Genomic DNA, 25,537 nt, shown 5'->3' with positions numbered 1-25,537 from the left:
TCCATGTCTGGCAACATCGTAAACACTACTGACGCAAACTTCGAAGCAGACGTTCTTCAATCAGACGTTCCTGTACTGGTTGATTTCTGGGCTGGCTGGTGTGCGCCATGTAAAGCTATTGCCCCTGTACTTGAAGTATTGGCTGATGAATATCAAGGCAAAGTGAAAATTGTCAAAGTTGACGTAACATCTTGCGAACAAACTGCTGTGAATTTCAATATCCGCAACATTCCAGCTTTATTGATGTTTAAAAATGGTGAAGTCGTAGCGACTCAAGTCGGTGCAGCACCAAAATCTAAATTGACTGCATTTATTGATCAAAACATCTAAGCATAAAATGCTATAGTAAAAATACGCGACCAAAGGTTGCGTATTTTTTTCGTCTATAAATTGACAAAAACCTGTTTCTCTCTTATATTTCAACTTCAAGAGATAAAGGATGCTAAATCCTGTCAGTTTCTTACAAGACACATTACATAACATGCCGCTCGGCAATAGAAATTGTTTTCACATTTCTCTTTGAAACAATCAAACAGACCTCTGAATTGTTCTTGTGCAAATTCAATTGCTTTCGTTTGAATGCTTATATGCGGCCGAATGTTACTCCCTTTCTAACCTATACCTTAGAATTTTGATTCTATCTGACCACCTATGAATTTAACCGAACTCAAGAAAAAACCGATTGGCGAACTCATCAAGATTGCCGAGTTTATGGGCCTTGAAGGTATGGCTCGTAACCGTAAGCAAGACATTATTTTTGCCATCTTAAAACGCCATGCGATGAATGGTGAAGAGATTTTTGGTGATGGCGTTCTAGAAATTTTGTCAGATGGTTTTGGCTTCTTACGCTCTGCAGCAGGCTCTTATTTGGCAGGTCCTGACGATATCTATGTCAGCCCATCACAAATTCGCCGCTTTAACCTGCGTACCGGTGACACCATTACGGGAACCATTCGTCCGCCTAAAGAAGGTGAGCGTTATTTTGCTTTGCTCAAAGTCAATCAGATTAACTACGATACCCCGGAAAATTCACGTAACAAGATCTTGTTCGAAAACTTAACTCCATTGTTCCCTACTGAACAATTAGTGATGGAACTTGGTAATGGTACGACTGAAGATTTAACTGCACGTGTCGTCGATCTGGTGGCACCAATTGGTAAAGGTCAACGTTCAATTATCGTTGCACCACCGAAAGCTGGTAAAACCATGCTATTACAGAACATCGCGCAATCGATTGTTCGTAATAACCCTGAATGTTTCCTGATTGTCCTTCTGATTGATGAACGTCCTGAAGAAGTCACCGAAATGGAACGTACCGTTCGCGGTGAAGTGGTCGCTTCTACCTTTGATGAATCACCTGCCCGTCACGTTCAAGTGGCTGAGATGGTGATTGAAAAAGCCAAACGTTTAGTTGAACACAAGAAAGATGTGGTGATTCTGCTGGATTCGATTACCCGTCTGGCACGTGCATATAACACTGTGATTCCTTCATCAGGTAAGGTATTAACTGGTGGTGTAGATGCACATGCACTTGAACGTCCAAAACGTTTCTTCGGTGCGGCACGTAATATCGAAGAAGGCGGTTCTCTTACTATCATTTCTACTGCACTGATTGAAACCGGCAGTAAAATGGATGAAGTCATTTACGAAGAATTCAAAGGTACAGGTAACCAGGAAATCACGCTAGATCGCCGTATTGCGGAAAAACGCGTCTTCCCTGCGATGAATATTAAGAAATCCGGTACGCGTCGTGAAGAACGTTTAATGTCCGAAGACAAACTTCGTAAAGTCTGGATTCTACGTAAACTTCTGCATACCCAAGATGAACTGGTCGCGATGGAATTCTTGCTTGACCGCATGAAAGAAACCAAGACCAATGATGATTTCTTTGATCAAATGAAACGCAAAGCATCGAACTAAAATTATCGGAAAGGTCACCATTCAAGGTGGCCTTTTTTTATGGTTGACGCATGTTACACAATGAAACAATGTAATGAGATATCTGTAAACTTATTTTTAAGTTTTTGATTATTAAAATAAACAAATAAATAACTGTATAATTTTTATAAGCTTAATAAGCCTTTCTCCAATCTATATCTTTCAATTAATTGTTATTTTCTGTTAAAAAACCCTTAATTTTTATCGTTTTTTCGCTGTTTTTGATGCTCCCCTAGTAGCAATTAAAAATGCGCAGTGATAGCATATTTGCAGACCAGTTAGACTGCTCCTGCGTTGTTAGTCCCTAACACTATTAGGAATAATAAAAGCATATTACAGCCTGACTTTGGTTTTTTTTAATCTCAATTTTTTAGAGAGTGATGCCATGTTATTCAAAAAAATCGCTATTGCTGCTGCAGTTGCTACTACTTTAGCTTTCGTTGGTTGTGCTAAAAAAGCTGACGACGCTGCTGCTGACGCTAACCAAGCTGCATCTGAAGCTGTAGAAGCTGCTTCTGAAGCTGAAGCTGCTGCTGACGCTGCTGCTGTAGAAGCTACTTCTGAAGTTGCTGCTTCTGACGCTGCTGCTGTTGCTGAAGCTGACGCTGCTGCTGCTGTTGCTACTGACGCTGCTGCTCAAGCTACTGCTGCTTCTGAAGCTGCTGCTCAATAATCTTTACGATTATTCAGTACAAAAAAAGAGAGCCTTTGGCTCTCTTTTTTTTGTTTAGAAATATAAAAGATTAAAAAAATAAAATTTTTAAATGAAAAAAAGCAGATCAATTGATCTGCTCATTCCCCACACGTTGACGGAACTTCTGCCCCGCGCGGAACGTAACAACACGGCGTGCAGAAATCGGAATCTCTTCACCCGTCTTCGGATTACGGCCTGGACGTTGGCGCTTATCACGTAACTCAAAGTTACCGAAACCCGATAATTTTACTTGTTCGCCCGAGATTAGCGCTTGGCTAATCTCGTCGAAAAACAACTCGACCATTTGTTTAGCTTCACGACGGTTTAAACTCGTGAGCTCACTTAAATGATCAGCCATTTCTGCTTTTGTTAATGCTGTCATGAAGCCCTCAATGTCGCTTGGTAAGTGTTTTCCAACACCTGAAGGATATTATCCATACCTGATTTAATTTCAGCATCTTCCAGTGTACGGCTTGGATGCTGCCAGAGAAGTGCAAATGCCAGTGAGCGTTTCCCTTCTTCTACTCCTTGTCCAGTGTACACATCGAACAACCATGTCGAGCCTAGAAGCTCTCCACCTGTTTTTTCGATAAGTCCCTGAATTTCGCTAACATTAATCTTATCACTAATTAAAAGCGCAATATCACGTCGAACCGATGGAAAACGTGATAATTCTGTAAAATTAGATACATAAGTTTGCAAAACAGCCGATTGATCTAATTCAGCGACCCAAGTCGTCGCCAAATCGAGTTCATCTTCAAGTGAGGGATGTAAACGACCTAAGTAACCAATTGACTGACCATTCACTAGAATTTCAGCAGATTGACCAGGATGTAACCAGCTACGTTCAGAACGTACATATTCTACATTCAGACGCGCAGCTGCCAGAATTTCCTCAATATCACCTTTGAAGTCAAAGAAATCCATTGGCTGCGCTTTACCATGCCAGGTTTCAGGTGTACGTGAACCTGTGGCAATCAAGGCAAAAGTTGGAATCTGTTTCAGATCATGAATCAAAGCCGCATTCTGGTAATCAAAACGCAGACCGAGTTCGAAGAAACGTACACGGTTCTGCTGGCGGTTGACATTGTACTGTACGCATGGAATCAGGCTAGACAGTAAAGTTGAACGCATCACTGCCAAATCGCTTGAAATTGGGTTCGCCAAAGCCAATGGATTCACCGCTGGATTCAGCTGTTTTTCCAGTTTCAGGTCAGCAAAACTGAAGCTGATCGCTTCCTGATAACCCAAGGTCACGGCTGTTTGACGAAGCTGAGTCAGTTCGAATTGATCTTCATATTTCGCCAACTTCACATCAATGACCGGTAGGCTGATTTGAATATTGTCATAACCGTGAATACGGGCAACTTCTTCAATCAGGTCTTGGTAAATTGCCATATCATAACGGTGTGATGGAGGAACCACTGACCACTGGCCTTCAGCTTTTACAGTCACTTCACAACCTAAACGCGTTAAAGCATCTGTAATGAAATCTGATTCAACTGTATAACCTAATAATTGATCGACTTGAGCTTGTTCTAGCTCAATCGCTTCACGTTTTGGTAACAGCTCTGATTTTTCAGCTACAATGATTGGACCAAACTCACCGCCTGCAAGCTCAGCAATCAACTGAGAAGCACGGTGCATTGCGATCATAGGAAGTTCAAAGTCTACACCACGTTCATAACGTTGTGATGCATCAGTATGCAGACCGAAACGACGAGCACGGCCAGCAATATGCAATGGCGCGAAAAATGCTGATTCCAGGAAGATTTCAGTAGTTTCATCAGTTACTGATGAAGACAGGCCCCCCATAATCCCTGCAATCGCTAATGCTTTTTCATCATCTGCGATTACCATCACGTCGTCTTGCAGTTCCACTTCCTGTTCATTTAATAGAACCAGTTTTTCACCTGCAGTCGCTTGACGTACATGTACTGAACCTTGAACCTTGCCACCATCAAAGGCATGCAGAGGTTGACCCAGTTCCATCAATACATAGTTGGTGATGTCGACCAGAATACTGTGCTGACGGATACCGGCACGTACTAAAGCTCGTTCCATCCACTCAGGGGTTGGTGCTTTGGTATTGACGTTTTTGATCACACGACCGAGGTAACGTGCACAACCTTCAGTTTCAACAACGACTTTCTTCTCATCTGCAAGAGTTGCTGCAACTTCTTTAATTTCAGGTGCAGTGACAGGCAATTGGTTAATTACACCAATTTCACGTGCGATCCCGCGAATGCTGAAACAGTCACCACGGTTCGGGGTGATGCTGATATCAATCACGTTGTCATCAAGGTCTAAATATTCACGAACATTGACACCGACTGGTGCATCTGCAGGAAGCTCTAATAGACCATCAATTTTGTCTTCAAGATCGATTTCTGAAGCGCCGCATAACATACCTTGTGATTCAACACCACGCAGTTTGCCTTTCTTGATTTTAAAATCGCCTGGCAGAACTGCACCGATGGTCGCAACAGGCGCTTTCATACCGGCACGTACGTTAGGTGCACCACACACGATTTGCAAAGGCTCACCTGAACCAATGTTCACAGTCGTTACACGTAAGCGATCTGCATCAGGATGCTGTTCGACAGTCAGGACTTCACCCACAACCACACCTGTGAAGGGTTTTGCGGCTGGAGACAAATCATCTACTTCCAAGCCCAGCATAGTCAGTTGGTCAGACAGTTTTTCGCTATCGATGGCTGGGTTAACCCATGTGCGCAGCCAATTTTCGCTAATTTTCATACATTCATTTCCTTAATCTCCCCTAGCCCCTCTTTTTCAAAGAGGGGAAATCCCACACCCTATCTTGTTTCGTGTAAGTCCCCCTTTTACAAAGGGGGATTTAGGGGGATTTCTAAATCTAAAAATTAATATGTTTTAGCCACTCAACTTTATAAGAAGAGGCTATCAAATCTCTTAAGCAAACTGGCGTAAGAAACGCACATCGTTTTGATAGAACATACGCAGGTCATTAATGCCATAACGCAACATTGCAAAACGTTCTACACCTAAACCAAATGCAAAGCCTTTGTATTTGTCTGGATCAATACCCGCAGCGCGAAGTACATTTGGATGCACCATACCGCAACCCAAAACTTCTAACCATTTGCCACGCTCATCCATAATGTCCACTTCAGCACTTGGCTCAGTGAACGGGAAATAAGACGGACGGAAACGCACTTTCAAATCTTTTTCGAAGAATTCGTTTAGCAGGTTTACCAATAAACCTTTTAATTCAGCAAAGCTGGTATTTTCAGCAACGTATAAGCCTTCAATCTGGTGGAACATTGGTGAATGCGTCTGGTCAGAGTCACAACGGTATACACGGCCTGGGCACACGATACGAATTGGTGGCTGCTGGGTTTCCATGGTACGGATCTGTACACCCGAAGTATGGGTACGTAGCAGATGGTTCACATCAAAATAGAAAGTGTCGTGCATGGCACGTGCAGGGTGATGGCCTGGAATATTCAATGCTTCGAAGTTGTGATAGTCATCTTCAACTTCTGGACCAGTCGCTACTGTAAACCCTGCTTTGGTAAAGAATTGACAGATACGTTCTTGTACTTGGGTCACTGGGTGGATGCTGCCCACCTGTTGGCCACGACCGGGCAAGGTAATATCAATTGTTTCACTAGCAAGCTTTTGTTCTAGTGCAGCTTTTTGCAGTTCAGCCTGACGTTGTGTCAAAGCACTTGTGATGGCTTCACGAACTGCATGAATTTGTGCCCCAAACGCTTTACGTTGTTCAGGATCCATTTTCCCCAGCGACTTAGATTGTTCCGCGAGCTGGCTTTTTTTCCCCGTAAATTGCACTCGTACTTGATCAAGTGCAGCAAGGTCTTGAGCTGCTGCAATCGCAGCGAGCGCTTCAGTGGTCAGGGCTTCCAGTGACATAGTAACTCTCAAAGCAACAGGTTAGAAATATTTTTAAAAACCCCATATTCTAACAGTTTTTAGGCGAGTTGATGAAGTGCGCTTTTAATGAAAATTAGAATAGCATCATGAATTATAAAAAGTATAAGATAAACATAATATCAATCAGATCAAATCACTATGGCACTCGATCAAATTTGGAAACAGCAACTGACCCTCGTCACTTATGGCAATGAGTTTTTAACTCAGGATCTCAGTTTCAGCCGCTGGCTGAATCACTCCATTTTTAATCAGCACCATTTAACTTTCCGTGATCTGATTTCCCAGCATTTACTGGCACAGCACTTTCAAATCTGGTTAGAAGGTCTGAAAAAACAAGGTGTTCGTCGTATTAGTCTACATTCTTCACACTTGCTGGAAGATGAAAATAATCCTAATGCCAATGTCGAGCTGATTCCTTTGGCTCATGTGATTATCAGTCATCATGCTCAAGGTAAAACTGCCTGGATGATCGGTAAGGAGCTGGCTGAATGGTATACCGCTGATAATGATTATGAAGCACCAGAAGCCCAACAGTCACCTTTACGTCATGAAGTATTCTGGCGTTATGAACTCAATAGTAAACTAGCCAAAAGAATTGATGCTGATCTGGTGCAGCCAAACTGGGATGATATTCATACCTATACTGAACAGGAATTATTTGAACATCATTTAGCTCAAGGATTCACTGAGCCTGCTTATACTGGTTTGCCTTATTACGGTACTACCCCAACGATTCAGTCTCATGCAGAAAATCCGAGTCACCTAGCTTTGATTCCAACGGATTATTCATCTGATTATGCTCATCAGACCTTGTACCGTCTGGATGCATTAAGTGATTTTATTCAGACAAAGATTCAACACCCTTATAACGATGATGGTCAGGTACTGAATCCAGAGCAGCAATTAAATCTGCGCCACTTTGCACAAAAAATCGATGAAATCAGTGCCAAGTTCATTGTGAAAGTGGCCAATCATTATAAAACCGCACAACTCACTCCTAAAGTGGCGCCTGATCCTTTTGCAGGCATGAATACTGAAGATCGAGCGGTCAAAGTTTCTAAAGCTGAGCGACCACAAAGTCATCATAAAACCGGTGCTTCAAGTGTGATCAAACTAATTCTGATCACGATTGTGATCTGTCTGATTGGCTACTATTTCGGGCTTTAATCTAAAGGTTTATAGACTTCGATTATAAAATTTATTATTCATTTATTATTCTTTCTACGATAAATGAATAATAGTTTTTGAAATCAATACCTAATGGTTTAAATCCCTCTAATACAGTTGTTTCATTAATTTCTAATATTATTAGATTGAAATAGTATTCAAATTTTTCACCTGTTTCACCCATTGCATCAATACGAATATTTTCTACTATTTTTTGATTTTTCGTCATAGGAGGAGTGATATAAATTAAATGTAGTTGAATCTCCTTTTTCTCAAATCTTTCAATTACATTTATGGGTTCGCCAAACTGTGTATAAACCCCGTTTCTTTTTACAAAAACTTTGGTATCAATAGCTGTCCCTCTTGTATTAAACAATGCCACATCTAAGCCTAGCCAATATCCAGGATTTTCAACTTGTTCAACATCAACTCTTTTATAATTTTCTATATTTAGAATGAAATGGGGTTCTAAGACTTTATTCCTTTCAATTTCAATTTTTAATAAAGCTTGAGAATCTATTTTCTGTTGATAGATCGTCACTATAAGGCCTAAAAAAGCCAAAGGCGCAAAAAAACCTGACAAAAAATCTCCCATTTCATTAGGTGGGATTAACTTACAATTTTGACTTAACAAGTTATAACAATCTGATGTTAATAACAGATAAAGTAACGCAAATAAAATCCAAGTTATTGATATTACCTTATATTTTTCTAATAGTAATTCCATTTATTATTCTCTAATATTAGGTTTCCGCACAAAAAAAGACCGCTAAAAGCGGTCTTTTTTCTAAGTCATAAAGACTTATGCAGCCAACGCATCTTTAGCTTTAGAAGCTAGAGCTGCAAACGCAACTGCGTCATGCATAGCGATGTCAGCAAGTACGCGACGGTCGATGATAACCTGAGCTTTTTTCAAGCCAGCGATCATACGGCTGTACGATAAACCGTTTTGACGTGCACCAGCGTTGATACGCGCAATCCATAGAGCACGGAATTGACGTTTCTTCTGACGACGGTCACGGTAAGCGTATTGACCAGCTTTGATTACCGCTTGGAACGCTACGCGGTAAACGCGTGAACGAGCACCATAGTAACCTTTAGCGCGAGCAAGAATTTTTTTGTGACGGCGATGAGCCTGTACACCACGTTTTACACGAGCCATTTATAATCTCCTTAGATGTACGGGCACATACGACGAACTGAAGCAACGTCACTTACGTGAACCATTACACAGCCGCGCAATTGACGAATACGCTTAGCAGATTTTTTGGTCAAAATGTGGCGTTTGAACGCTTGTTTACGCTTAAAACCGTTAGCAGTCGCTTTGAAGCGTTTAGCTGCACCACGGCGAGTTTTCATCTTAGGCATAACAACCTCTTTTGAACACCTGTTCGGCACGTCTGCACCATTGCAAGAACGCCCTGCAGGTAAGGGAGCCGATATTCTAATGCATCTTTGCTTAAAACAAAAGCACTAGTCTTTTTTTCTTGATGAATCTGCAAACTTAGCATTTTTTACGATAAGAATTGAATGATGAATTTATATACTGCTTGCGATATCACTTTATAATTTGTCAATTTTTTCAGTTACAGCTCTTTATGCACATTCAGCCCGATGCATTTGCCGCACTCCGTTACCGAGACTTTTCTATTGTTACCTTAAATCAGTTTTGCCTGACTTTAGCCATTCTGATTCAGGAAATTATTGTTGCCTATTCACTATATCAGATTACCAAAGACCCGCTGACCTTAGGACTGATTGGTCTGGCAGAGGCGATTCCATTTATTTCCCTTTCTTTATGGGGTGGATATGTTGCGGATCGTTTTAATAAGCAGACTATTATGAAAATCTGTTTATTTTTTGCCATTCCGATGCCTGTCATTCTCTGGTCACTGTTTCATTATCACGGTTTGGGAAACCTCAGCACCAGTCAATTATCTTGGGGAATTTATGCCGTCATTTTCTGTCTGGGTACCATTCGTGGCTTTTATAATCCTTCAGCAACTTCACTAAAACCCTTTCTTATTCCACGTGCACTCTATGCCAATGGTGCAACTTGGACCACAATTGGCTGGCAAAGTGGTGTAATTATCGGGCCGATGCTCGGTGGTTTTATGCTGGCGTTTTTAGGTCGGGAAACCAGTCTTCTAACTGTCGCAGTACTGGTCAGCATCTGTTTTGTTCTGATTAACTTATTGCAAAAGCGCGATTTTCCTAAAATTGAAACTGAAAATGTCCTGCATAGTCTGGGTGATGGTTTCCGTTTTATCTGGAACAGCAAAATTGTACTGTGGTCAATTTCCCTAGATCTGGTTTCGGTATTGTTTGGTGGGGTGATTGCCCTCTTACCGATTTTTGCAGAGGATATTCTAAAAGTTGGTCCTGAAGGTTTGGGTTATTTACGGGCTGCTCCTTCAATTGGCGCACTGATAACCATGATTGCCCTGACCCGTTTTCCGCCTACGCAACATGCCTGGCGTAATATGCTGCTTGCAGTCGCAGGTTTCGGTGTCTTTACCTTGCTATTCGCTTTTTCCAACTCAATGTGGCTATCTCTGTTTGCTCTTGCCATGACCGGCGCCTGTGACAGTATTTCTGTAGTGATTCGCCAAACGATTTTACAGATTTATCCACCCGATAATATGCGTGGCCGGGTTGCTGCAGTAAACGGCATGTTTGTCTCATCCAGCAATGAACTGGGTGCTTTTGAGTCTGGTCTGGCTGCGAGATATATGGGCACGATTATGGCTACAGTGTTTGGTGGCAGCATGACCCTACTGGTAGTTGCCATCAGCTGGGCGAGAACCAAGGACCTGTTTGGAGTTGATATTACCAAAGGAAATGAAAAATAATTTTTAGTTCTGATGTGCAAAGGTTTTTCAATCAAGAAAATTCTGCGCACTAATGATGAATATAAATAAAAAGAGGCTTTATGCCTCTTTTTTTAAAACATCGCATAAGCCCAATAGACAAACAGATAACGTCCAATTTTGGCAATACTGACTATCAAGATAAAACGGGTAAAATTTTCCTTAAGCAAACCGGCAATTAATGTAATTGGATCGCCAATAATCGGCACCCAGCTCAGCAATAATGACCAATAGCCGTATTTCTGATAGGTACTTTGAGCTTTAAGCATCTGCTGCTCAGAGACTGGAAACCATTTTTTATGCTTATATTGCTCAATTTTGAACCCCAGATACCAGTTCACACAGGAACCCAAGATATTTCCAGCACTTGCGATCATGATGAGCAAGGCCGCCGAATAGCTCCCTTGCCATAATAAACCCAGCAAAACTGCTTCCGACTGCAGCGGTAATAAAGTGGCTGCACCAAAAGCGGCAAGAAAGAGCAGAAACAGGGACATCCCGAGACTAACGGCTTAAACCCAGTTTTTTCTTGGCTTTAAGATATTCCCAATTCGCCCAGACTATAGCCATAACCATGACCAAAATACGTGACCATTGATATTTCTGGGTGATCGGCTCAAGCGCTGTATTTAAAATCTGACGATCTTTGGTATTCAAGGCACTGATCACCTGATCCACATGCACAATTTCAGCAACGAACAGCAGCAGACAAGCTGCGATACCGAAAATAATACTCCAGTAAATTCGAGGATTCGTTTCCACGATTTTAGTAAAGTTCAGGAAAAAATCTTTCATATACTCACCCAATAAAAAACCACCCAAAGGTGGTTTAATCTACTTTTATCTAGTTTAGCACAAAGGCCAGACTTATCTGACCTGTATTGCTAACGCTCTTTGCACCGCTGGACGCGCAGTCAGGCGTGTCACATATTCCTGTACTTCCGGATAATCAGCCAGATCAATCTGCTGCCATTCATGACGTAGCACCCATGGCAAAATAGCCATATCCGCAATCGAATACTCACCAGCTACATATTTCTGACCAATCAGCTGTTTGTTCAGAACCCCGTATAGACGCTTGGTTTCATTAACATAACGATCAGTAGCATATGGGATACGCTCAGGAGCAAAACGGCTAAAGTGATGATTCTGCCCCAGCATCGGACCCAAGCCACCCATTTGCCACATCAGCCATTGCTCAACTTCAACACGTTGCTGCTCATCATCCGGATAAAACAGGCCGGTTTTACGACCCAAATATTGCAGAATCGCGCCAGATTCAAAGACTGAAATCGGTTCACCACGCGGGCCATCCTGATCCACAATCGCAGGAATTTTGTTATTTGGAGAGATACGTAAAAAATCAGGTTGAAACTGGTCATTTTCCAGAATATTGATCGGGAAAATTTTATATTCCAAACCCATTTCTTCTAATGCGATGGTAATTTTATGGCCATTGGGCGTTCCCCAATAATAGAGATCAATCATGTTATTACCTGTTACCTTTTCGTTTTTACATGACATTATTGAAATTTGATCTAGTTATAGCATGATTTAAAGCCTTACTTCCGCATATTTTGTTATAGATTCAGCAGTAAAATCGCTAAATTCAAAGCATTATTTTTAGCTCAAGATGGGTTCAAATATTTTTAATATCTTGAGGCTTGAAAAACTTCGCCTCAATCCTATATTAGAAATAGAGCAATGATCTATTCAGGAGATTGTTTCTAATCACTGAGTTCATATTGAAGAATTGCATGTTGTTTAAAAAACTTTTCTGAGATCAGGAGGTAAGATCAATGAGCAATTTCAGTCTTAGCCCACTATTCCGTCGTAGTATCGGTTTTGACCGCTTTAATGACCTTTTTGATTATGCAATGCAAAGTGAGGCACCGAACTATCCACATTACAACATTGAAAAAACCGGCGACAACAATTACCGCATTGTGGTTTCTGCTGCCGGATTCAATGAAGATCAGCTAGAGATCAATCTGGAAAATCAGGTTCTGACCATTAGCGGTAAAGCGGTGGAAGAAAATTCAGATACGACTGTGGAATTCCTGCATAAAGGCATCGCCCACCGTTCATTCAAATTGTCTTTAAGACTGGATGAACATGTAGAGGTACAACAAGCTGAATTTGAAAATGGTTTATTGAAAATCGAATTGCAGCGCAATGTGCCAGAAGAAAAATTGCCTCGTCAGATTCCGATTGGCAAAAAACTGTTAGCTGAAAAAAATGAATCTAAAGAGCAGCAAAGCTAATCACCTGCCAAAAGAAAGACCCGAATGGGTCTTTCTTTTTTAGGACAGAATCCTTAAGCTTGAAAGTGTTCAATTTTCACTCCTTATAAAAATAATAATATGAGCACATCAGATATTATTCTGTTTCATCAAAGTGCCCAGACGATGAAACATATGGGACTTCTCCTTCTTTGCTATCCCATTGGGATTTTGATGACCTTATACCTTCATACTCCAGATCCTCCTTCCAGTTTTATTCGAGGATTGGTATTTTTATGGCAGGAGTCTCCAAGCTTTTATGGCTATATGCTGGGTTTCCTGATGCTATCGCTCTTGGTATATAGCATTAAACTAAAAATCACCTCGCGGACAATTTATTACACTTTGGCAGGTTACCGGATCAGCCTGTGTTTATATCGTGAAGCCGTCCATTATAGCTTTATCAATCCTCAATATGATTCAATTAAGGCACGTACCAAACGCTGGCTAACCAGACTTCCCGCTCATCAAATTAATCAGCGAGATGGCACTCTCGATTTTATTCTTTGTCAGTCCAGTTGGCGCGACCGGCTCTGTTTAAGATTATTCCGGATTCATTTATCGATGTTTTCCCGTCAGCAAGCTAAAGAAATTATTCAGGCCATGCACAGTGCTTGGAATTTAAGATCATAAAAGCTGATTCAAAAACACTTTTAACTATATGGTTTAAGCTGAAAGAAATTTATCTCATCAGATTCCAAAGGATAAAAAGCAGTTATTAAAAAATGGTGTTCTGGTTGGGACTTTCCCCTATCACCACATATAGTTGATTTACATAAAATTTCGGCTATGCTTTTCTGAAACAGAATAAAACATTCAATAAATACCATAGATAAAAAAATCTGCCGTAGGTGCACTATGAATTATGTCCGTCGCAACGCCCTAAGTCCATTCATGCTATTGGGCTTGCTGTTCTTTTTATTGATTGTCATTTTACTGCTATTGTTTGGCTGGCCACATTATAAAGTTTGGAAACAAGGGATGGATGGTCAGGCAGCATTGGCTGAAGCAGAACAATCTAAAATGATTCAAGTGCAAGTTGCAAAAGCGGAACTGGAAAGTGCCAAACTGCGTGCAGAAGCTATTAAACTCGTTGGGCAGGCAGCTAAAGATTATCCTGAATATCGCAAGCAGGAATTTATTGGTGCATTTGGTGAAGCCCTACGTGAAGGTCGTATTCAACAAATAATTTATGTACCCACTGAGGCCAATATTCCGATTGTAGAAGCAGGAAAATCCTACCCTACTCAATAAAAAATTAAGTTACCTCATAAAAAAGCCCTGCAAATGCAGGGCTTTTTTCATCAAGAGATGCTTACTTTTTCTTTTTAGGACCAAGCAGCATACCCATTTGACGACCTTCCATTTTTGGTGCTTGTTCAACAACACCATATTCAACGACGTCTGCTTCAACTTTTTGCAGTTGAGCCAGACCCAGTTGCTGGTGAGCCATTTCACGACCACGGAAACGCAGGGTAATTTTAACCTTGTTTCCTTCTTCAAGGAATTTGATGATTGCACGTAATTTTACGTTGTAATCACCTACATCTGTCGCAGGACGTAGCTTGATTTCTTTCACCTGGACTTGATGTTGTTTTTTCTTCGCTTCTTTCTGCTTTTGTTTCAGATCAAACAAATGCTTATTGAAGTCCATGATTTTGCAAACAGGTGGCTCAGCATTGGCTACGATCTCAACAAGATCAAGCTCAACATTTTCTGCTGCGCGCAATGCTTCCGCAAGGCTTACAATACCTTTTTGCTCACCATTTTCGTCTACAAGACGAACTTCTTTAGCACGAATTTCATCATTCAAGGCAGGACGGTTTGATTTATTACCGCCCTGTTGATTACGGTCAGGCTGTTTAATCGCTGTTACTCCACAATGTACCGGCCGCGTTCGGCAACGGCTGCTTTTACTAAGTCAACGAAAGCATCGATTGACATAGTACCCAAATTTTTTCCTGAGCGGGTACGGACATTCACAGTACCTTCCTCTACCTCACGGTCCCCAAGTACCAATAAGTAAGGAATACGCTCTAAAGTACGTTCACGAATCTTAAAGCCGATTTTCTCATTTCTCAAGTCAGAAATTGCACGAATTCCGTTTTCTTTAAGTTTCGCGACGACTGACTCACAAGCCTCGGCTTGAGCATCAGTAATATTCATGACACACGCTTGCACTGGTGATAACCAAGGTGGCATAAAGCCCGCGTAGTGTTCAATCAGTATACCAATAAAACGTTCGAAACTGCCAAGAATTGCACGGTGCAACATCACAGGCTGATCACGATCGTTGTCTTCAGTAACATAAGAGGCATCCAGACGTTCTGGAAGGTTGAAGTCACATTGAATGGTACCACACTGCCAGATTCGGCCTAAGCAGTCTTTCAATGAGAATTCGATCTTCGGACCGTAGAATGCACCTTCACCTGGTTGTAAATCCCAATCTAGGCCAGCAGCATCTAAAGCATCTGCCAAAGATTTTTCTGCCATATCCCAAAGTGCATCATCACCCACACGTTTTTCAGGACGTGTAGATAACTTCATTTGTACTTCTTCAAAGCCAAAATCTTTGTATACGTCTAGTGTCAATTTGATAAAGTCTGCAACTTCAGTACCGATTTGTTCTTTAGTACAGAAAATATGCGCATCATCTTGGGTAAAACCACGTACACGCATGATGCCGTGTAAAGAACCCGATGGCTCGTTACGGTGACATGAACCAAACTCCGCTAAACGGATTGGAAGATCACGATATGATTTTAAGCCCTGGTTGAACACTTGCACGTGACAAGGACAGTTCATCGGTTTTACAGCGTAGTTACGGTTCTCTGAATGAGTCGTAAACATGTTTTCAGCATAGTTCGCTGCGTGACCTGATTTTTCCCAAAGCGTGAAATCCACCACTTGTGGTGTACGGATTTCAAGGTAACCATTTTCTTGCTGAACTTTACGCATGTATTGTTCAAGCACTTGGTAAATGGTCCAGCCGTTTGGATGCCAGAACACCATACCTGGTGCTTCTTCCTGCATATGGAACAAGTCTAAGGCTTTACCAATTTTACGGTGATCGCGTTTTTCAGCTTCTTCAATACGCTTGATATAAGCTGCGAGCTGTTTCTTATCCGCCCAAGCTGTACCATAAATACGTTGCAGCTGTTCGTTTTTCGCATCACCGCGCCAGTAAGCACCAGAGATTTTAGTCAGCTTGAATGATTTTAAGAATTTGGTATTTGGTACGTGCGGACCACGGCACATATCCAGATAGTCCTGATGGTAGTACAGGCCCATTTGAGTTTCTTCAGGCATGTCTGCGATCAGGCGCAATTTGTATTCTTCACCACGGGCTGTGAATTCTGCAATCACTTCATCACGCGGAGTCATTTTTTTCACGACATCATAGTCTTGATCGATGAGCTTTTTCATACGCTCTTCAATCGCAGCCATGTCATCTAAAGTAAATGGACGTGGCATCCAGATGTCATAGTAGAAACCTTCTTCAATGACTGGACCAATGACCATCTTTGCTTCTGGGAACAATTGCTTAACGGCATGACCCACCAAGTGTGCGCAAGAGTGACGAATAATTTCGACACCTTCTTCATCTTTAGGCGTGATGATTTGTAAGGTTGCGTCTTCAGTAATCAGATCGCACGCGTCCACTAGACGATCGTTTACACGACCTGCAACGGTATTTTTTGCAAGACCAGGACCGATGCTTTGAGCAACTTCCATCACAGATACGGCGTGATCAAACTGTTTTTGATCGCCATTTGGCAAAGTGATAATTGGCATATGAAATCCTTAAGGAGTGATGCCCCGTACCATGGAGCATGTCACCGCGAGATTATGATCGAGGGAGAACCTCAAAAGATAAAAACGGTGGATAAATAAAAAATCGCCTAGAATTTTACACGGCTTGAGCCAATGATTAAACCTTTTCCCTAATAAAAATAGGATTTATCACCAAAAAGTTCTTTTGAGCTGCAACGAGTTAAGATCATTATTCGCTCAAGAATTATTTATTCTCTAAAGGTTTGCCACGCTTCAAATTGCCTTTCAGCATAGACATACAGGTGAGAAAACTGGGGAATGATGGCTTCACTTTGGGTCGGCCTTAAAAACACATAATCATCAACTTTCAGTTCGCAAGATTTCGGTACCAGAACCATTTCCTGATTGCTACTGCGTCCATATAAAACATGCAGCTGGCTTTTTTCTGGAAAATAATAGTCCGCCTGCCAGTAGCCACCATAAATAAATAATGCTTTATACTGATGCGGTAGATAATTAAATACTTCCAGACCGGGAATCTGGCCATAAGGCAACACTTTTAAAATTGGTGTGGCAATCCACAAGGCACATTTTAAAGCAGAGAGATTTTTCAGATCGAAGTCACTGGGTTTAAGTAGCATGGAACCAAAAGTCAGATCATTACAAACACTCTGCTGGCAATGCTGCATAAAGGTCGGACTGCCGCCACCATTAAAACATAGGTTTTCATGCCATAAATCAGGAAATTGCTGCAGCGTCATCTTGAATTTTTGATAAATCTGCTGTGATTGTTGATAACTTTTTTTAGGACTTTTAAGAATTTTTGGCAGTTTAGCTACATGCGCATCGTAGCCCATTAATCCGGAGAATTTTAGAGACAAAGGATGCTGCTGAATCAGCTTGAGTAGGGCTACGAACTGTTCCTGACTGTTCACCCCTCCGCGATGCAGCCCCACATCAATTTCAATATTCACATTCAGGCAAAGATTCAGACTTTGGGCGAGTTGCAGATACTGCTCCAGACGTGCCTGACTATCGATCAGCCATTGAATATTTACTTGAGTATTTAAGTCCATTTGACCAAACCAGCTTTGATAAAAGCGCTGCGCTGCATGAACCGGCATTGGCTTACCGAGTAGAATGTCCGCTTGCTCAAATGCTCCGATAATTTCCCGAAGATGTGGCAGATGAAATACCATAAAACGCTGGGTATTCAGCTTTTCACTAGCGAATTGAAGCAACTCAGTACTGGACAGAGATTTCACCACCAGACGAGGCTTTAACTGCGGAGGTAGTTTTGCCTGCACAACATCCAGATTATGCTGATACTGAACCAAATCCAGAATCAGTTGTGGTGTACCTGTACCCTGCTGTTTTAGGTCTTGAGTCAGTTGCTGAAAATAAGTTGATCGCATCTTCTACTCCTGCTACTTAGCCAGAAACAGTTGTTTCAAGTAGGGATTCAGCCATTTTTTCTGCGGATCCAGCTGCTGACGTAGCGCTATAAATTCAGGCCATTTTGGATATAAATCGCGCAGTGATGCAGCATGCATGCTATGTAATTTGCCCCAATGCGGTCGCCCCTGATATTTCTGAAAAATCGGTTCCACTAGATTAAAAATGACGTGATAATCCTGCTTATAAAACTGATGGATAGAAATTGAAACTGAATCCCGCTGATAGAACGGACTGAGCCAGATGTCATCCGCTTTGACATAACGAAACTCGATCGGAAAGAACATCGGCACACGATGCTGCCTTAAACAATGCAGCACTTCTTCCAGACACTGCAAACCTAGTTCGACCGGAATCTGGTATTCCATTTCATTAAATCGGGTATTACGCGGTGTGGGAAAAATCTGACTGGACCAATCCACAAAACAGGTCGGTTTGACAAAAACACCGAGCAGCTTTTGCAGATAAGGATTGGTAGACGGCAATAACCTTGTCAATTCCGAGCACAACATTAATAAACTATCTTCTGATGGCCAGCTTTCTTTTCTCGGCTGAATGCATTCATCCGTTTCATCCAGCGTTTTCAGCATGACCTGATCAGCATACAGAAAAGCCCAAAACTCAAGATGTCGATGCTGATGTTTCCATTGATCGATATTGGAAAATATGTCTTTTAATGAACACAACCGGATCTGTTCTTTTAATTTATAAAGCGGCTGATTTTGCAAGGTGATTTTGGTGAGTATTCCGAGACTGCCCAGTGCTACCCGCCCTGCCTGAAAAATTTCCATATTTTGCTGCTCATCACATTGCAATAATTCGCCATCTGCAGTCAGTAATTCAAAGCCTTGAACGAAAGCAGACAAACACGGTAAATCAATTCCCGTGCCATGCGTACCGGTCGAGATGGCACCCGCCAGACTTTGCTGATCAATATCGCCTTGATTGATCAAAGCCTGATTAAGAGGAACCAGATATTCACCCAGCTCATATAAACGTGTACCTGCCTGTACAGTACATTGAGCTGTCGCTTCATCTGCATCTATCACGCCTTTGAAATGATCCAGACGAATCAATACCTCATCGGTTTTGGCTAGCGCACTGAATGAATGTCCTGCACCCACCACACGAATCTGCGCATGTGACTTCACCAGATTTTGTAATTCATTGATTTCTTTAGGCTCAAAAATTTGAGGAGAACTGTACTGGCTTCCTGACCAGTTGCGCCATGTTGCATCCGCCTGTTGTATTTTCATTATTATTCCTTGGCTGAGGCTATATTTAACACCCATTTAGAGTAAAATACCTAAAAAGGCAAATATGGGAACCCATAGGTTCAAAAAAATCGGTGCTTAAAAATAATTTTATTAATATTCAATTATTTAAATTTTTAAAATTATACATTCGCACTCGACTAAAGCATAACTGCAAGACTTCCAAGAATTGCATATCTTTTTTAACAGGATATGAAAAATAAATATAGAACGGAGTTTTACAATGGTTAAGGCATACGATGAATTACCGCGCACCCCTGCCAATTTTGTAGCGCTGTCACCTTTACGCTATCTCGATCGCGCGGCTTATATCTACCCGAATCAAAATGCGATCATTCATGGTAAGCGTCGTATTACCTGGCGTGAAAAATACAATCGTTGCCGTCAGTTTGCCCACCAGCTCCAGAATTTAGGCATCGGTAAAAATGACACCGTTTCAGTTTTACTGCCAAACGTACCTGCGATGATCGAAGCACACTTTGCTGTGCCAATGGCGGGTGCGGTCCTGAATACTTTAAATACCCGTCTGGATGCCAAAACATTGGCGTTCATGCTGGAACATGCTGAGACCAAAGTACTGCTGGTCGATCCAGAATTTTCCGCAGTTGCAACAGAAGCTTTGGCATTGGTTCCACAGCAAGACATTTATGTGATTGACGTGACTGATGAAGAATTCGAGGGTGAAGATACCCGTATCGGCCAGATTGAATATGAAGACTGGCTGGCTCAAGGCGATGCCAATTTTGAATGGCATTTACCGGATGATGAATGGAATGCGATTAGCCTGAACTACACTTCTGGAACCACAGGTAACCCGAAAGGCGTGGTTTACCATCACCGTGGCGCCTATATTAATGCAGCCAGTAATATCATTGCCTGTGGCATGATGCCACGTGCCACTTACTTATGGACCTTACCGCTATTCCACTGTAATGGCTGGTGCTTTGCCTGGACCATGGCAGCCAATGGCGGTACGAACGTCTGTTTACGTAAAGTTGATCCGGAACTGATCTTTAAGCTGATTGCTGAACATAAAGTGGATTATTTCTGCGGTGCACCCATTGTGCTGTCGATGCTGATCAATACCCCTGAAGAGAAAAAGACTAAGTTTGATCATCGTGTCGAAGTGATGGTAGCCGGTGCTGCGCCTCCTGCTGCAATCATTGAGGGCATGCGCAATATCGGTATTAATGTGACTCATGTCTATGGTCTAACTGAGACCTACGGCCCTTCTGCGCTCTGTGCGTCTCAGGCAGGCTGGTCAGATCTGTCGATTCAGGAGCAGGCGCAATTGCATTCTCGTCAAGGTGTACCATATCCGCTGCAAGATGGCATGAAAGTACTTGATCCTGACACTATGCAGGAAGTGCCACATGATGGTCAGACCATGGGTGAAATCATGTTCCGTGGCAACATCGTCATGAAAGGTTATTTAAAGAATCCGGAAGCAACTGCAGAAGCCTTTGCCGGTGGCTGGTTCCATACTGGCGATCTGGCAGTATGCCAACCTGATGGTTATGCAAAAATCACTGACCGCTCTAAAGATGTGATTATTTCGGGAGGTGAAAACATTTCATCGCTGGAAGTGGAAGAAGTGCTCTATCAGCATCCTGCTATTCTCACGGCAGCCGTGGTGGCAAAACCAGATCCTCGCTGGCAGGAAGTGCCATGTGCCTTTGTCGAACTGAAAGTAGGACAAACTGCCACAGCAGAAGAGATTATCGAATTCTGCAAGCAACATCTGGCGCGTTTTAAAGTACCTAAAGATGTGGTGATTACCGAGATTCCAAAAACTTCAACCGGGAAATTGCAGAAATTTATCCTGCGTGACTGGGCCAAAGAACGCTCAACGGGTGAATTTTCTTAATTTATTAAGACTGTAATATCTAGCTCCACTCCTGAATTTTATTTTTAATAGTGAAAAAAGAAAAATTTGGTGAGTGGGGTTTTTTTATATTCAGAATAAAGGCAATTAGTTTATTTAAGTGCTGATTAAGGTTCTTATCCTGAAAGATGCCTTACCAAATTAAAGATACAGAATGCGATCAATCAATGAGGTCCACATCTACGTGCTTATTTTTAGGCAATAAAAAACCCCAAGACTTAATATGCTTGGGGTTCTTCAGAATCTTGGTCCCGAGGGTCGGACTCGAACCGACACGTCATCTCTGACAGCGGATTTTGAGTCCGCCGCGTCTACCAATTTCACCACCTCGGGAGTGGATGACGGCTATATTACTCTGTTTCAAAAACTTGTCAACGCAGAAAAAACACATTTGCCTAATTTTAAAACAATTCTTATTTTTTTGTTTTATAATCGAGCAATTCCCGCCATAAAAAAGAAAAAAGTTTATACTAGCCGCAGTTTTTTTATCGTAAATTGTCATGCAACTTTCTGATTTTAGTTTCGATCTCCCTGATGAGCTGATTGCTCGCTATCCTCTTGAACAACGTAGTGCTTCCCGCCTGTTACACCTTGATGCACATGGCCAATATCACGATCACCAGTTCACCGATATTCTGGATTTATTGAATGAAGGCGATTTGCTGGTTCTGAACGATACCAAAGTGATGAAAGCGCGTCTGAAAGGTAAACGTGCCTCTGGTGGTGCAGTTGAAGTACTGGTTGAGCGTATGATGGATCAGTTCATTGCGCATTGTCATATCAAGGCCAGCAATACACCTAAAGCTGGTGCAGAATTATTTATCGGTCCAGATGAAGTCAAAGTCACCGTTCAAGGCCGTCATGAAAATCTGTTTATTGTCGAGTTTTCTCAGCCGATTCTGGATGTGCTGGATCAATACGGTGCGCTACCAATTCCACCTTATTTCAACCGTGAAGCAGAAGAAATTGATACAGTACGTTATCAGACTGTTTTTAACGATCCGACAAAACTGGCCAGTGTGGCTGCACCAACCGCTTCCCTGCACTTCGATGAAGAGTTGCTGAAGAAACTGGAAGAAAAAGGCATTCAGAAAACCTTTGTGACCTTGCATGTCGGTGCAGGTACTTTCCTGCCGGTTCGCACCAATGATATCGAAAACCATATCATGCACAGTGAATGGTGTCAGGTGTCGGATGAATCCATGGAATTGATCAAAGCCACCAAAGCACGTGGTAATAAAGTGATTGCTGTCGGTACGACCGCAACCCGTGCGACCGAAAGTGCGGCTCAGGCCAATGGTGGTGAACTGAAAGGCTGGACCGGTGATACTCAAATCTTCATCTATCCGGGTTATGAGTTCAAAGTGGTGGATCGTCTGATTACCAACTTCCATTTACCGGAATCTACCCTGCTCATGCTGGTTTCGGCTCTATCTAACCGCGAAAACATCCTGAATGCTTACAAGCACGCGGTTGAAAGCAAATACCGCTTCTTCAGTTATGGCGATGCCATGCTGATTGATCAAGCGCAATAACCAACAGGAACCGTCCCGATGCCGATCGAGTCTGTGCAGCATTCCATTCATATTCGACGTAAGAAAAATGAAGTGGTGTTTCGCAATATCGCCCGGCTCTGGGATCTGGGTCGTCAGGCCAAAAGCTATCAGGAATTATTGGATGGCTTGCACCCCTGGAATGGCCCAATTAGCTTAAAATTTGAAAATAATTTACCGCTTGCTCTGGCCGGAATCGGACTCTTTCTGATTGGCTGCATCTTTGTAGCGCCTGCCAATATCTGGATGCAAAGCGGTGTTTTCTTTGGATGCCTATTGGTATTCTGGGCTTATATCAGCTATGAACATCGAAAGCCACTGGATGAAGTCATTCGTTATCTGGAAGATGAGGCGCTCGCCAAAAAATACCAGCTGGCTTTTCAGAGGCAGCCACAACATATTTCTATTCCACTGAATCCCCTACATTTTATTAGCCATTTAAAACGTCTTTTTCCGGTATTTAATCAAGGCTCTCTGAGTAATGAAATTTCACGCTATGCCAGCACCGTCTGGGAAGATGAAGATGGTCAACAACATCAGGTTCTAGTCTTTCAATATCATTATGTACATGAAGTTCAGGTACGCAATAAGGAAGGTCAACCGGTCAAACTGACCCAGGTACATAAAGACCTTTGGGGGGTATTTGTTTTTGATGTTCAGATTCAGGGGCTAGCCGTGACTACCTCCAGAAAGAAATTTCATTATCCTTATGCTTATCCCTGGCACAGCAGCGACATTCGCACCAACCAGAAGTTAAATTTCTTTGGCAGTGATCCGATGCAAATAGCCAAAATGCTCACGCCTGGTTTTGTACTTCGACTGGCGGATTTTTTTGAACAGCGTCAGGGCGATTTACTGTTCCACCCGGAAAGCCATATACTCTGCTATCTGGGACCACATGATTTATTTGAGGTATCCAGTAAACACGATAAAATTAGCGATATTTCCACATTGCGTGGCCATCTCAGAACGTTTAAATTAATAGAATTGGAAAAGTTACATACTGATCTGACGCAATTTTTAAAATAATTATTTTTTCTGGGGACTACTTTTATGGGATTTTTTGTTTTTGTCATTATCCCGCTTCTGGTCATTATTGCCATTATCATGATTCGTAACAGCATTGTGCGTCATCATAACTCCACTATTCGTGCATGGTCCGATGTCGCCAGCTATGAGCGGCAAAAACTAAAAATCCTGGATGGTCTGCAACCTCTGGTTGAGCAATATTCCAGTTTTGAAAAAGGAACTTTAGAAAAAGTCACTGAACTGCGCCAGAACATTATGAACCTGAATATTCAGGATGCCGATATTGCCCAGTTACAACGGGTTGAAAACCTGAATAAAGAACTGATGCGCAGCCTGAATGTGGTGATTGAAAACTACCCTGAACTGAAAGCAAATGACATTTATCTGAAAATGATGAATGAAATTGAAGAACAGAATGAAAATGTCGGCGCTGCAATTACCATCTACAACCGCAATGTCGAACTCTTCAATAACCAGATTCAGATTTTCCCACACAATATTATCAATAACATGTTCCTCAAAAAGAAAGCAGTACGCCCTTTCCGTGACCAGACCGTGACTCAAAACTTTGACTATCGTCCGAACTTCCACTGAGAAAAATCATTACATTTTATAGTTTTTGATTTGCAATACATTGGCTTATGATGCAATAGCGAGAGATAAAGCAATACACTTATAAAAACCCAATAAAAAGAATAAAAAATCATGCTGGATTATTTAGAACACTTGCAACAGACGCTGGTCAAGGAATTTTATCAGCTGTATGACCGCTATCAGGATGACCACATCTATGCCTGTAGTCTGGTCTTTGACGAATTTTTATTGCTGGATGATCTGGCGATTTCCACAGAACGTAGCATTTTTCAGGACCCTGAAGATCCACAGCAATATCTGGCCGAACGGGATCGCTGGAATGTACGAAAATGGCGCTATAGAACTCAAGCCTCGTCACAATCTGAACTCGTGCCTTTTAAAACTTGGCTGGCAGAGTATTTTAAAACCCAGCATAGTTTTGGCCATCCTGTCTTAGCTCAACAAAAACAGCTTCCTGCTACTCACTTGGATTTATTGCTAGAAACTTTTAAGCAAGCCAAACGCAAATTATCTGAAGCTTATGGCCTGGATCTAGATTCGATTATCTTTTTCCTCAGCGTTCCGACCCAGACCGAATTTGAATGCCGATCTGCACTTGAACTCAATTCTGACAGTCGCTTATTGCAGGACTTTTTAGCTTTCAGACAGACCCTGTCTCAACCGAGAGTCAATAAACGTTTAAAACTCTCACAAAGTGATAAGGATATTCTGATTGATCTGGAACAGATGCTGGCTATGGAGCCTTATGACTATTTGCAAGTGGCGCAGGATGCCTATTTACTAACGCTGGAATCTTATTTTGTCGACAGCAATATCTATATCCAAAAATTGATCCAGCATATTGCTGCCATGGCGGCTGAACCTGATGGTAGCTGTGCCTTGAGCCGGGAAGAAATTATGCAGCGTTTACAGCAATTTTCTGCAAACTTACCTCTTTCACCTGATATTTCCTCTATTCATCGATAAATAAAATTACAGAGTGAATTCTCTACAATGCTGGCGTTTAAGGTCAGAATCAAGGAAAATAGCGCCCTTTAATTCGCATTAGTAATCAGCGAACTGTTTTTTCGCCTTGATTTGGAACTC

26 protein-coding genes and 1 tRNA gene are annotated in these 25,537 nt (G+C 42.0%); 13 read left to right on the top strand and 14 right to left on the bottom strand.

All coding sequences use genetic code 11. From position 1 onward, the window contains the following. Positions 1-3 precede the first annotated feature (3 nt). The 3 genes from trxA (at position 4) to FTU46_RS11715 (ending at position 2,611) form a co-directional block, all read left to right on the top strand. Entirely contained in the window at positions 4-330 is a 327-nt protein-coding gene (gene trxA / locus FTU46_RS11725; protein ID WP_005233946.1) for a thioredoxin, read from the top strand. A gap of 321 nt (positions 331-651) precedes the next feature. Further along, entirely contained in the window at positions 652-1,920 is a 1,269-nt protein-coding gene (rho, locus tag FTU46_RS11720) for a transcription termination factor Rho (RefSeq protein ID WP_004783562.1), read from the top strand. 403 nt (positions 1,921-2,323) lie between these two features. Next, positions 2,324-2,611: a hypothetical protein gene (locus FTU46_RS11715; RefSeq protein WP_179992970.1), complete on the top strand. Its 288-nt coding sequence runs from the start codon at positions 2,324-2,326 to the stop codon at positions 2,609-2,611. Positions 2,612-2,717: 106 nt separating this feature from the next. On the opposite strand, the gene FTU46_RS11710 is transcribed toward FTU46_RS11715, so the two are convergent. From FTU46_RS11710 to pheS, 3 genes are all read right to left on the bottom strand, one after another. Continuing rightward, positions 2,718-3,014 carry an integration host factor subunit alpha gene (locus tag FTU46_RS11710; RefSeq protein WP_004783565.1) on the bottom strand — a complete coding sequence of 99 codons (297 nt, stop codon included), beginning with the start codon at positions 3,012-3,014 and terminating at the stop codon, positions 2,718-2,720. Next, positions 3,011-5,392: a phenylalanine--tRNA ligase subunit beta gene (pheT, locus tag FTU46_RS11705; RefSeq protein WP_180105039.1), complete on the bottom strand. Its 2,382-nt coding sequence runs from the start codon at positions 5,390-5,392 to the stop codon at positions 3,011-3,013. The genes FTU46_RS11710 and pheT overlap by 4 nt, the downstream gene beginning before the upstream one ends. Before the next feature lie 174 nt (positions 5,393-5,566). Continuing rightward, the gene (gene pheS, locus FTU46_RS11700) at positions 5,567-6,547 is read right to left on the bottom strand and encodes a phenylalanine--tRNA ligase subunit alpha (RefSeq protein WP_034703065.1); all 981 of its coding nucleotides are present in this window, start codon (positions 6,545-6,547) and stop codon (positions 5,567-5,569) included. Positions 6,548-6,706: 159 nt separating this feature from the next. On the opposite strand from pheS, the gene FTU46_RS11695 reads away from it, so the two are divergent. Further along, positions 6,707-7,735, top strand: coding sequence for a hypothetical protein (locus FTU46_RS11695; RefSeq protein ID WP_180105038.1), 1,029 nt, complete (start codon positions 6,707-6,709; stop codon positions 7,733-7,735). Between the two features lie 34 nt (positions 7,736-7,769). Here the strand turns inward: FTU46_RS11695 and FTU46_RS11690 are convergent, their stop codons facing one another. From FTU46_RS11690 to rpmI, 3 genes are all read right to left on the bottom strand, one after another. Next, on the bottom strand, positions 7,770-8,462 hold the full coding sequence (locus FTU46_RS11690) for a hypothetical protein (RefSeq protein WP_180105037.1): 693 nt from the start codon (positions 8,460-8,462) through the stop codon (positions 7,770-7,772). 75 nt (positions 8,463-8,537) lie between these two features. Next, positions 8,538-8,897, bottom strand: coding sequence for a 50S ribosomal protein L20 (rplT, locus tag FTU46_RS11685; RefSeq protein ID WP_004647525.1), 360 nt, complete (start codon positions 8,895-8,897; stop codon positions 8,538-8,540). 11 nt (positions 8,898-8,908) lie between these two features. Then, positions 8,909-9,103, bottom strand: coding sequence for a 50S ribosomal protein L35 (gene rpmI / locus FTU46_RS11680; protein ID WP_004278281.1), 195 nt, complete (start codon positions 9,101-9,103; stop codon positions 8,909-8,911). A 230-nt stretch (positions 9,104-9,333) separates the two neighbouring features. Between rpmI and FTU46_RS11675 the strand changes: the two genes are divergently transcribed. Next, a complete protein-coding gene (locus FTU46_RS11675; protein ID WP_180017789.1) occupies positions 9,334-10,587 on the top strand; it encodes an MFS transporter in 1,254 nt (417 codons plus the stop codon). A gap of 92 nt (positions 10,588-10,679) precedes the next feature. On the opposite strand, the gene FTU46_RS11670 is transcribed toward FTU46_RS11675, so the two are convergent. The 3 genes from FTU46_RS11670 to FTU46_RS11660 all read right to left on the bottom strand — a co-directional run bounded on the left by FTU46_RS11670 (position 10,680) and on the right by FTU46_RS11660 (position 12,093). Continuing rightward, on the bottom strand, positions 10,680-11,102 hold the full coding sequence (locus FTU46_RS11670; RefSeq protein ID WP_034170828.1) for a YqaA family protein: 423 nt from the start codon (positions 11,100-11,102) through the stop codon (positions 10,680-10,682). A gap of 7 nt (positions 11,103-11,109) precedes the next feature. Further along, positions 11,110-11,400 carry a hypothetical protein gene (locus tag FTU46_RS11665; RefSeq protein ID WP_159123055.1) on the bottom strand — a complete coding sequence of 97 codons (291 nt, stop codon included), beginning with the start codon at positions 11,398-11,400 and terminating at the stop codon, positions 11,110-11,112. A gap of 72 nt (positions 11,401-11,472) precedes the next feature. Continuing rightward, complete coding sequence (locus FTU46_RS11660; protein ID WP_004783581.1) at positions 11,473-12,093, bottom strand: glutathione S-transferase N-terminal domain-containing protein; 621 nt, start codon at positions 12,091-12,093, stop codon at positions 11,473-11,475. Positions 12,094-12,404: 311 nt separating this feature from the next. Between FTU46_RS11660 and FTU46_RS11655 the strand changes: the two genes are divergently transcribed. The 3 genes from FTU46_RS11655 to FTU46_RS11645 all read left to right on the top strand — a co-directional run bounded on the left by FTU46_RS11655 (position 12,405) and on the right by FTU46_RS11645 (position 14,141). Next, a complete protein-coding gene (locus tag FTU46_RS11655) occupies positions 12,405-12,869 on the top strand; it encodes an Hsp20 family protein (RefSeq protein WP_180033834.1) in 465 nt (154 codons plus the stop codon). 99 nt (positions 12,870-12,968) lie between these two features. Next, positions 12,969-13,520 (top strand): hypothetical protein, encoded by a 552-nt coding sequence (locus FTU46_RS11650; protein ID WP_034590072.1) that lies wholly within the window; start codon positions 12,969-12,971, stop codon positions 13,518-13,520. Between the two features lie 225 nt (positions 13,521-13,745). Further along, entirely contained in the window at positions 13,746-14,141 is a 396-nt protein-coding gene (locus FTU46_RS11645; RefSeq protein WP_004783587.1) for a hypothetical protein, read from the top strand. Positions 14,142-14,202: 61 nt separating this feature from the next. Here FTU46_RS11645 and infC read toward each other — a convergent pair whose 3' ends face one another. The 4 genes from infC to FTU46_RS11625 all read right to left on the bottom strand — a co-directional run bounded on the left by infC (position 14,203) and on the right by FTU46_RS11625 (position 19,372). After that, positions 14,203-14,754, bottom strand: a complete 552-nt coding sequence (gene infC, locus FTU46_RS11640) for a translation initiation factor IF-3 (protein WP_081400954.1) — start codon at positions 14,752-14,754, stop codon at positions 14,203-14,205. A gap of 5 nt (positions 14,755-14,759) precedes the next feature. Next, complete coding sequence (thrS, locus tag FTU46_RS11635; protein WP_004783592.1) at positions 14,760-16,682, bottom strand: threonine--tRNA ligase; 1,923 nt, start codon at positions 16,680-16,682, stop codon at positions 14,760-14,762. 227 nt (positions 16,683-16,909) lie between these two features. Beyond that, positions 16,910-18,076 carry an alanine racemase gene (locus tag FTU46_RS11630; protein ID WP_180105036.1) on the bottom strand — a complete coding sequence of 389 codons (1,167 nt, stop codon included), beginning with the start codon at positions 18,074-18,076 and terminating at the stop codon, positions 16,910-16,912. Between the two features lie 12 nt (positions 18,077-18,088). Next, positions 18,089-19,372, bottom strand: a complete 1,284-nt coding sequence (locus FTU46_RS11625; protein WP_180105035.1) for a D-arabinono-1,4-lactone oxidase — start codon at positions 19,370-19,372, stop codon at positions 18,089-18,091. Between the two features lie 241 nt (positions 19,373-19,613). Between FTU46_RS11625 and FTU46_RS11620 the strand changes: the two genes are divergently transcribed. Beyond that, entirely contained in the window at positions 19,614-21,257 is a 1,644-nt protein-coding gene (locus FTU46_RS11620; RefSeq protein ID WP_180011732.1) for an acyl-CoA synthetase, read from the top strand. 264 nt (positions 21,258-21,521) lie between these two features. Here FTU46_RS11620 and FTU46_RS11615 read toward each other — a convergent pair. Continuing rightward, positions 21,522-21,608: transfer RNA gene (locus tag FTU46_RS11615), tRNA-Leu, on the bottom strand. Between the two features lie 167 nt (positions 21,609-21,775). Here FTU46_RS11615 and queA point away from each other — a divergent pair. From queA to FTU46_RS11595, 4 genes are all read left to right on the top strand, one after another. Then, positions 21,776-22,810, top strand: coding sequence for a tRNA preQ1(34) S-adenosylmethionine ribosyltransferase-isomerase QueA (gene queA, locus FTU46_RS11610; protein WP_004783603.1), 1,035 nt, complete (start codon positions 21,776-21,778; stop codon positions 22,808-22,810). An 18-nt stretch (positions 22,811-22,828) separates the two neighbouring features. Beyond that, complete coding sequence (locus tag FTU46_RS11605; RefSeq protein WP_180105034.1) at positions 22,829-23,857, top strand: hypothetical protein; 1,029 nt, start codon at positions 22,829-22,831, stop codon at positions 23,855-23,857. Between the two features lie 24 nt (positions 23,858-23,881). Further along, entirely contained in the window at positions 23,882-24,451 is a 570-nt protein-coding gene (locus FTU46_RS11600) for a LemA family protein (protein ID WP_180105033.1), read from the top strand. A gap of 111 nt (positions 24,452-24,562) precedes the next feature. Beyond that, positions 24,563-25,417 (top strand): DUF4303 domain-containing protein, encoded by an 855-nt coding sequence (locus FTU46_RS11595; RefSeq protein ID WP_180105032.1) that lies wholly within the window; start codon positions 24,563-24,565, stop codon positions 25,415-25,417. Positions 25,418-25,537 lie beyond the last annotated feature (120 nt).

The organism is Acinetobacter sp. YH12108 (assembly GCF_013419055.1).
GTDB lineage: Bacteria > Pseudomonadota > Gammaproteobacteria > Pseudomonadales > Moraxellaceae > Acinetobacter.
This window is presented reverse-complemented; position numbering and strand designations above follow the sequence as displayed.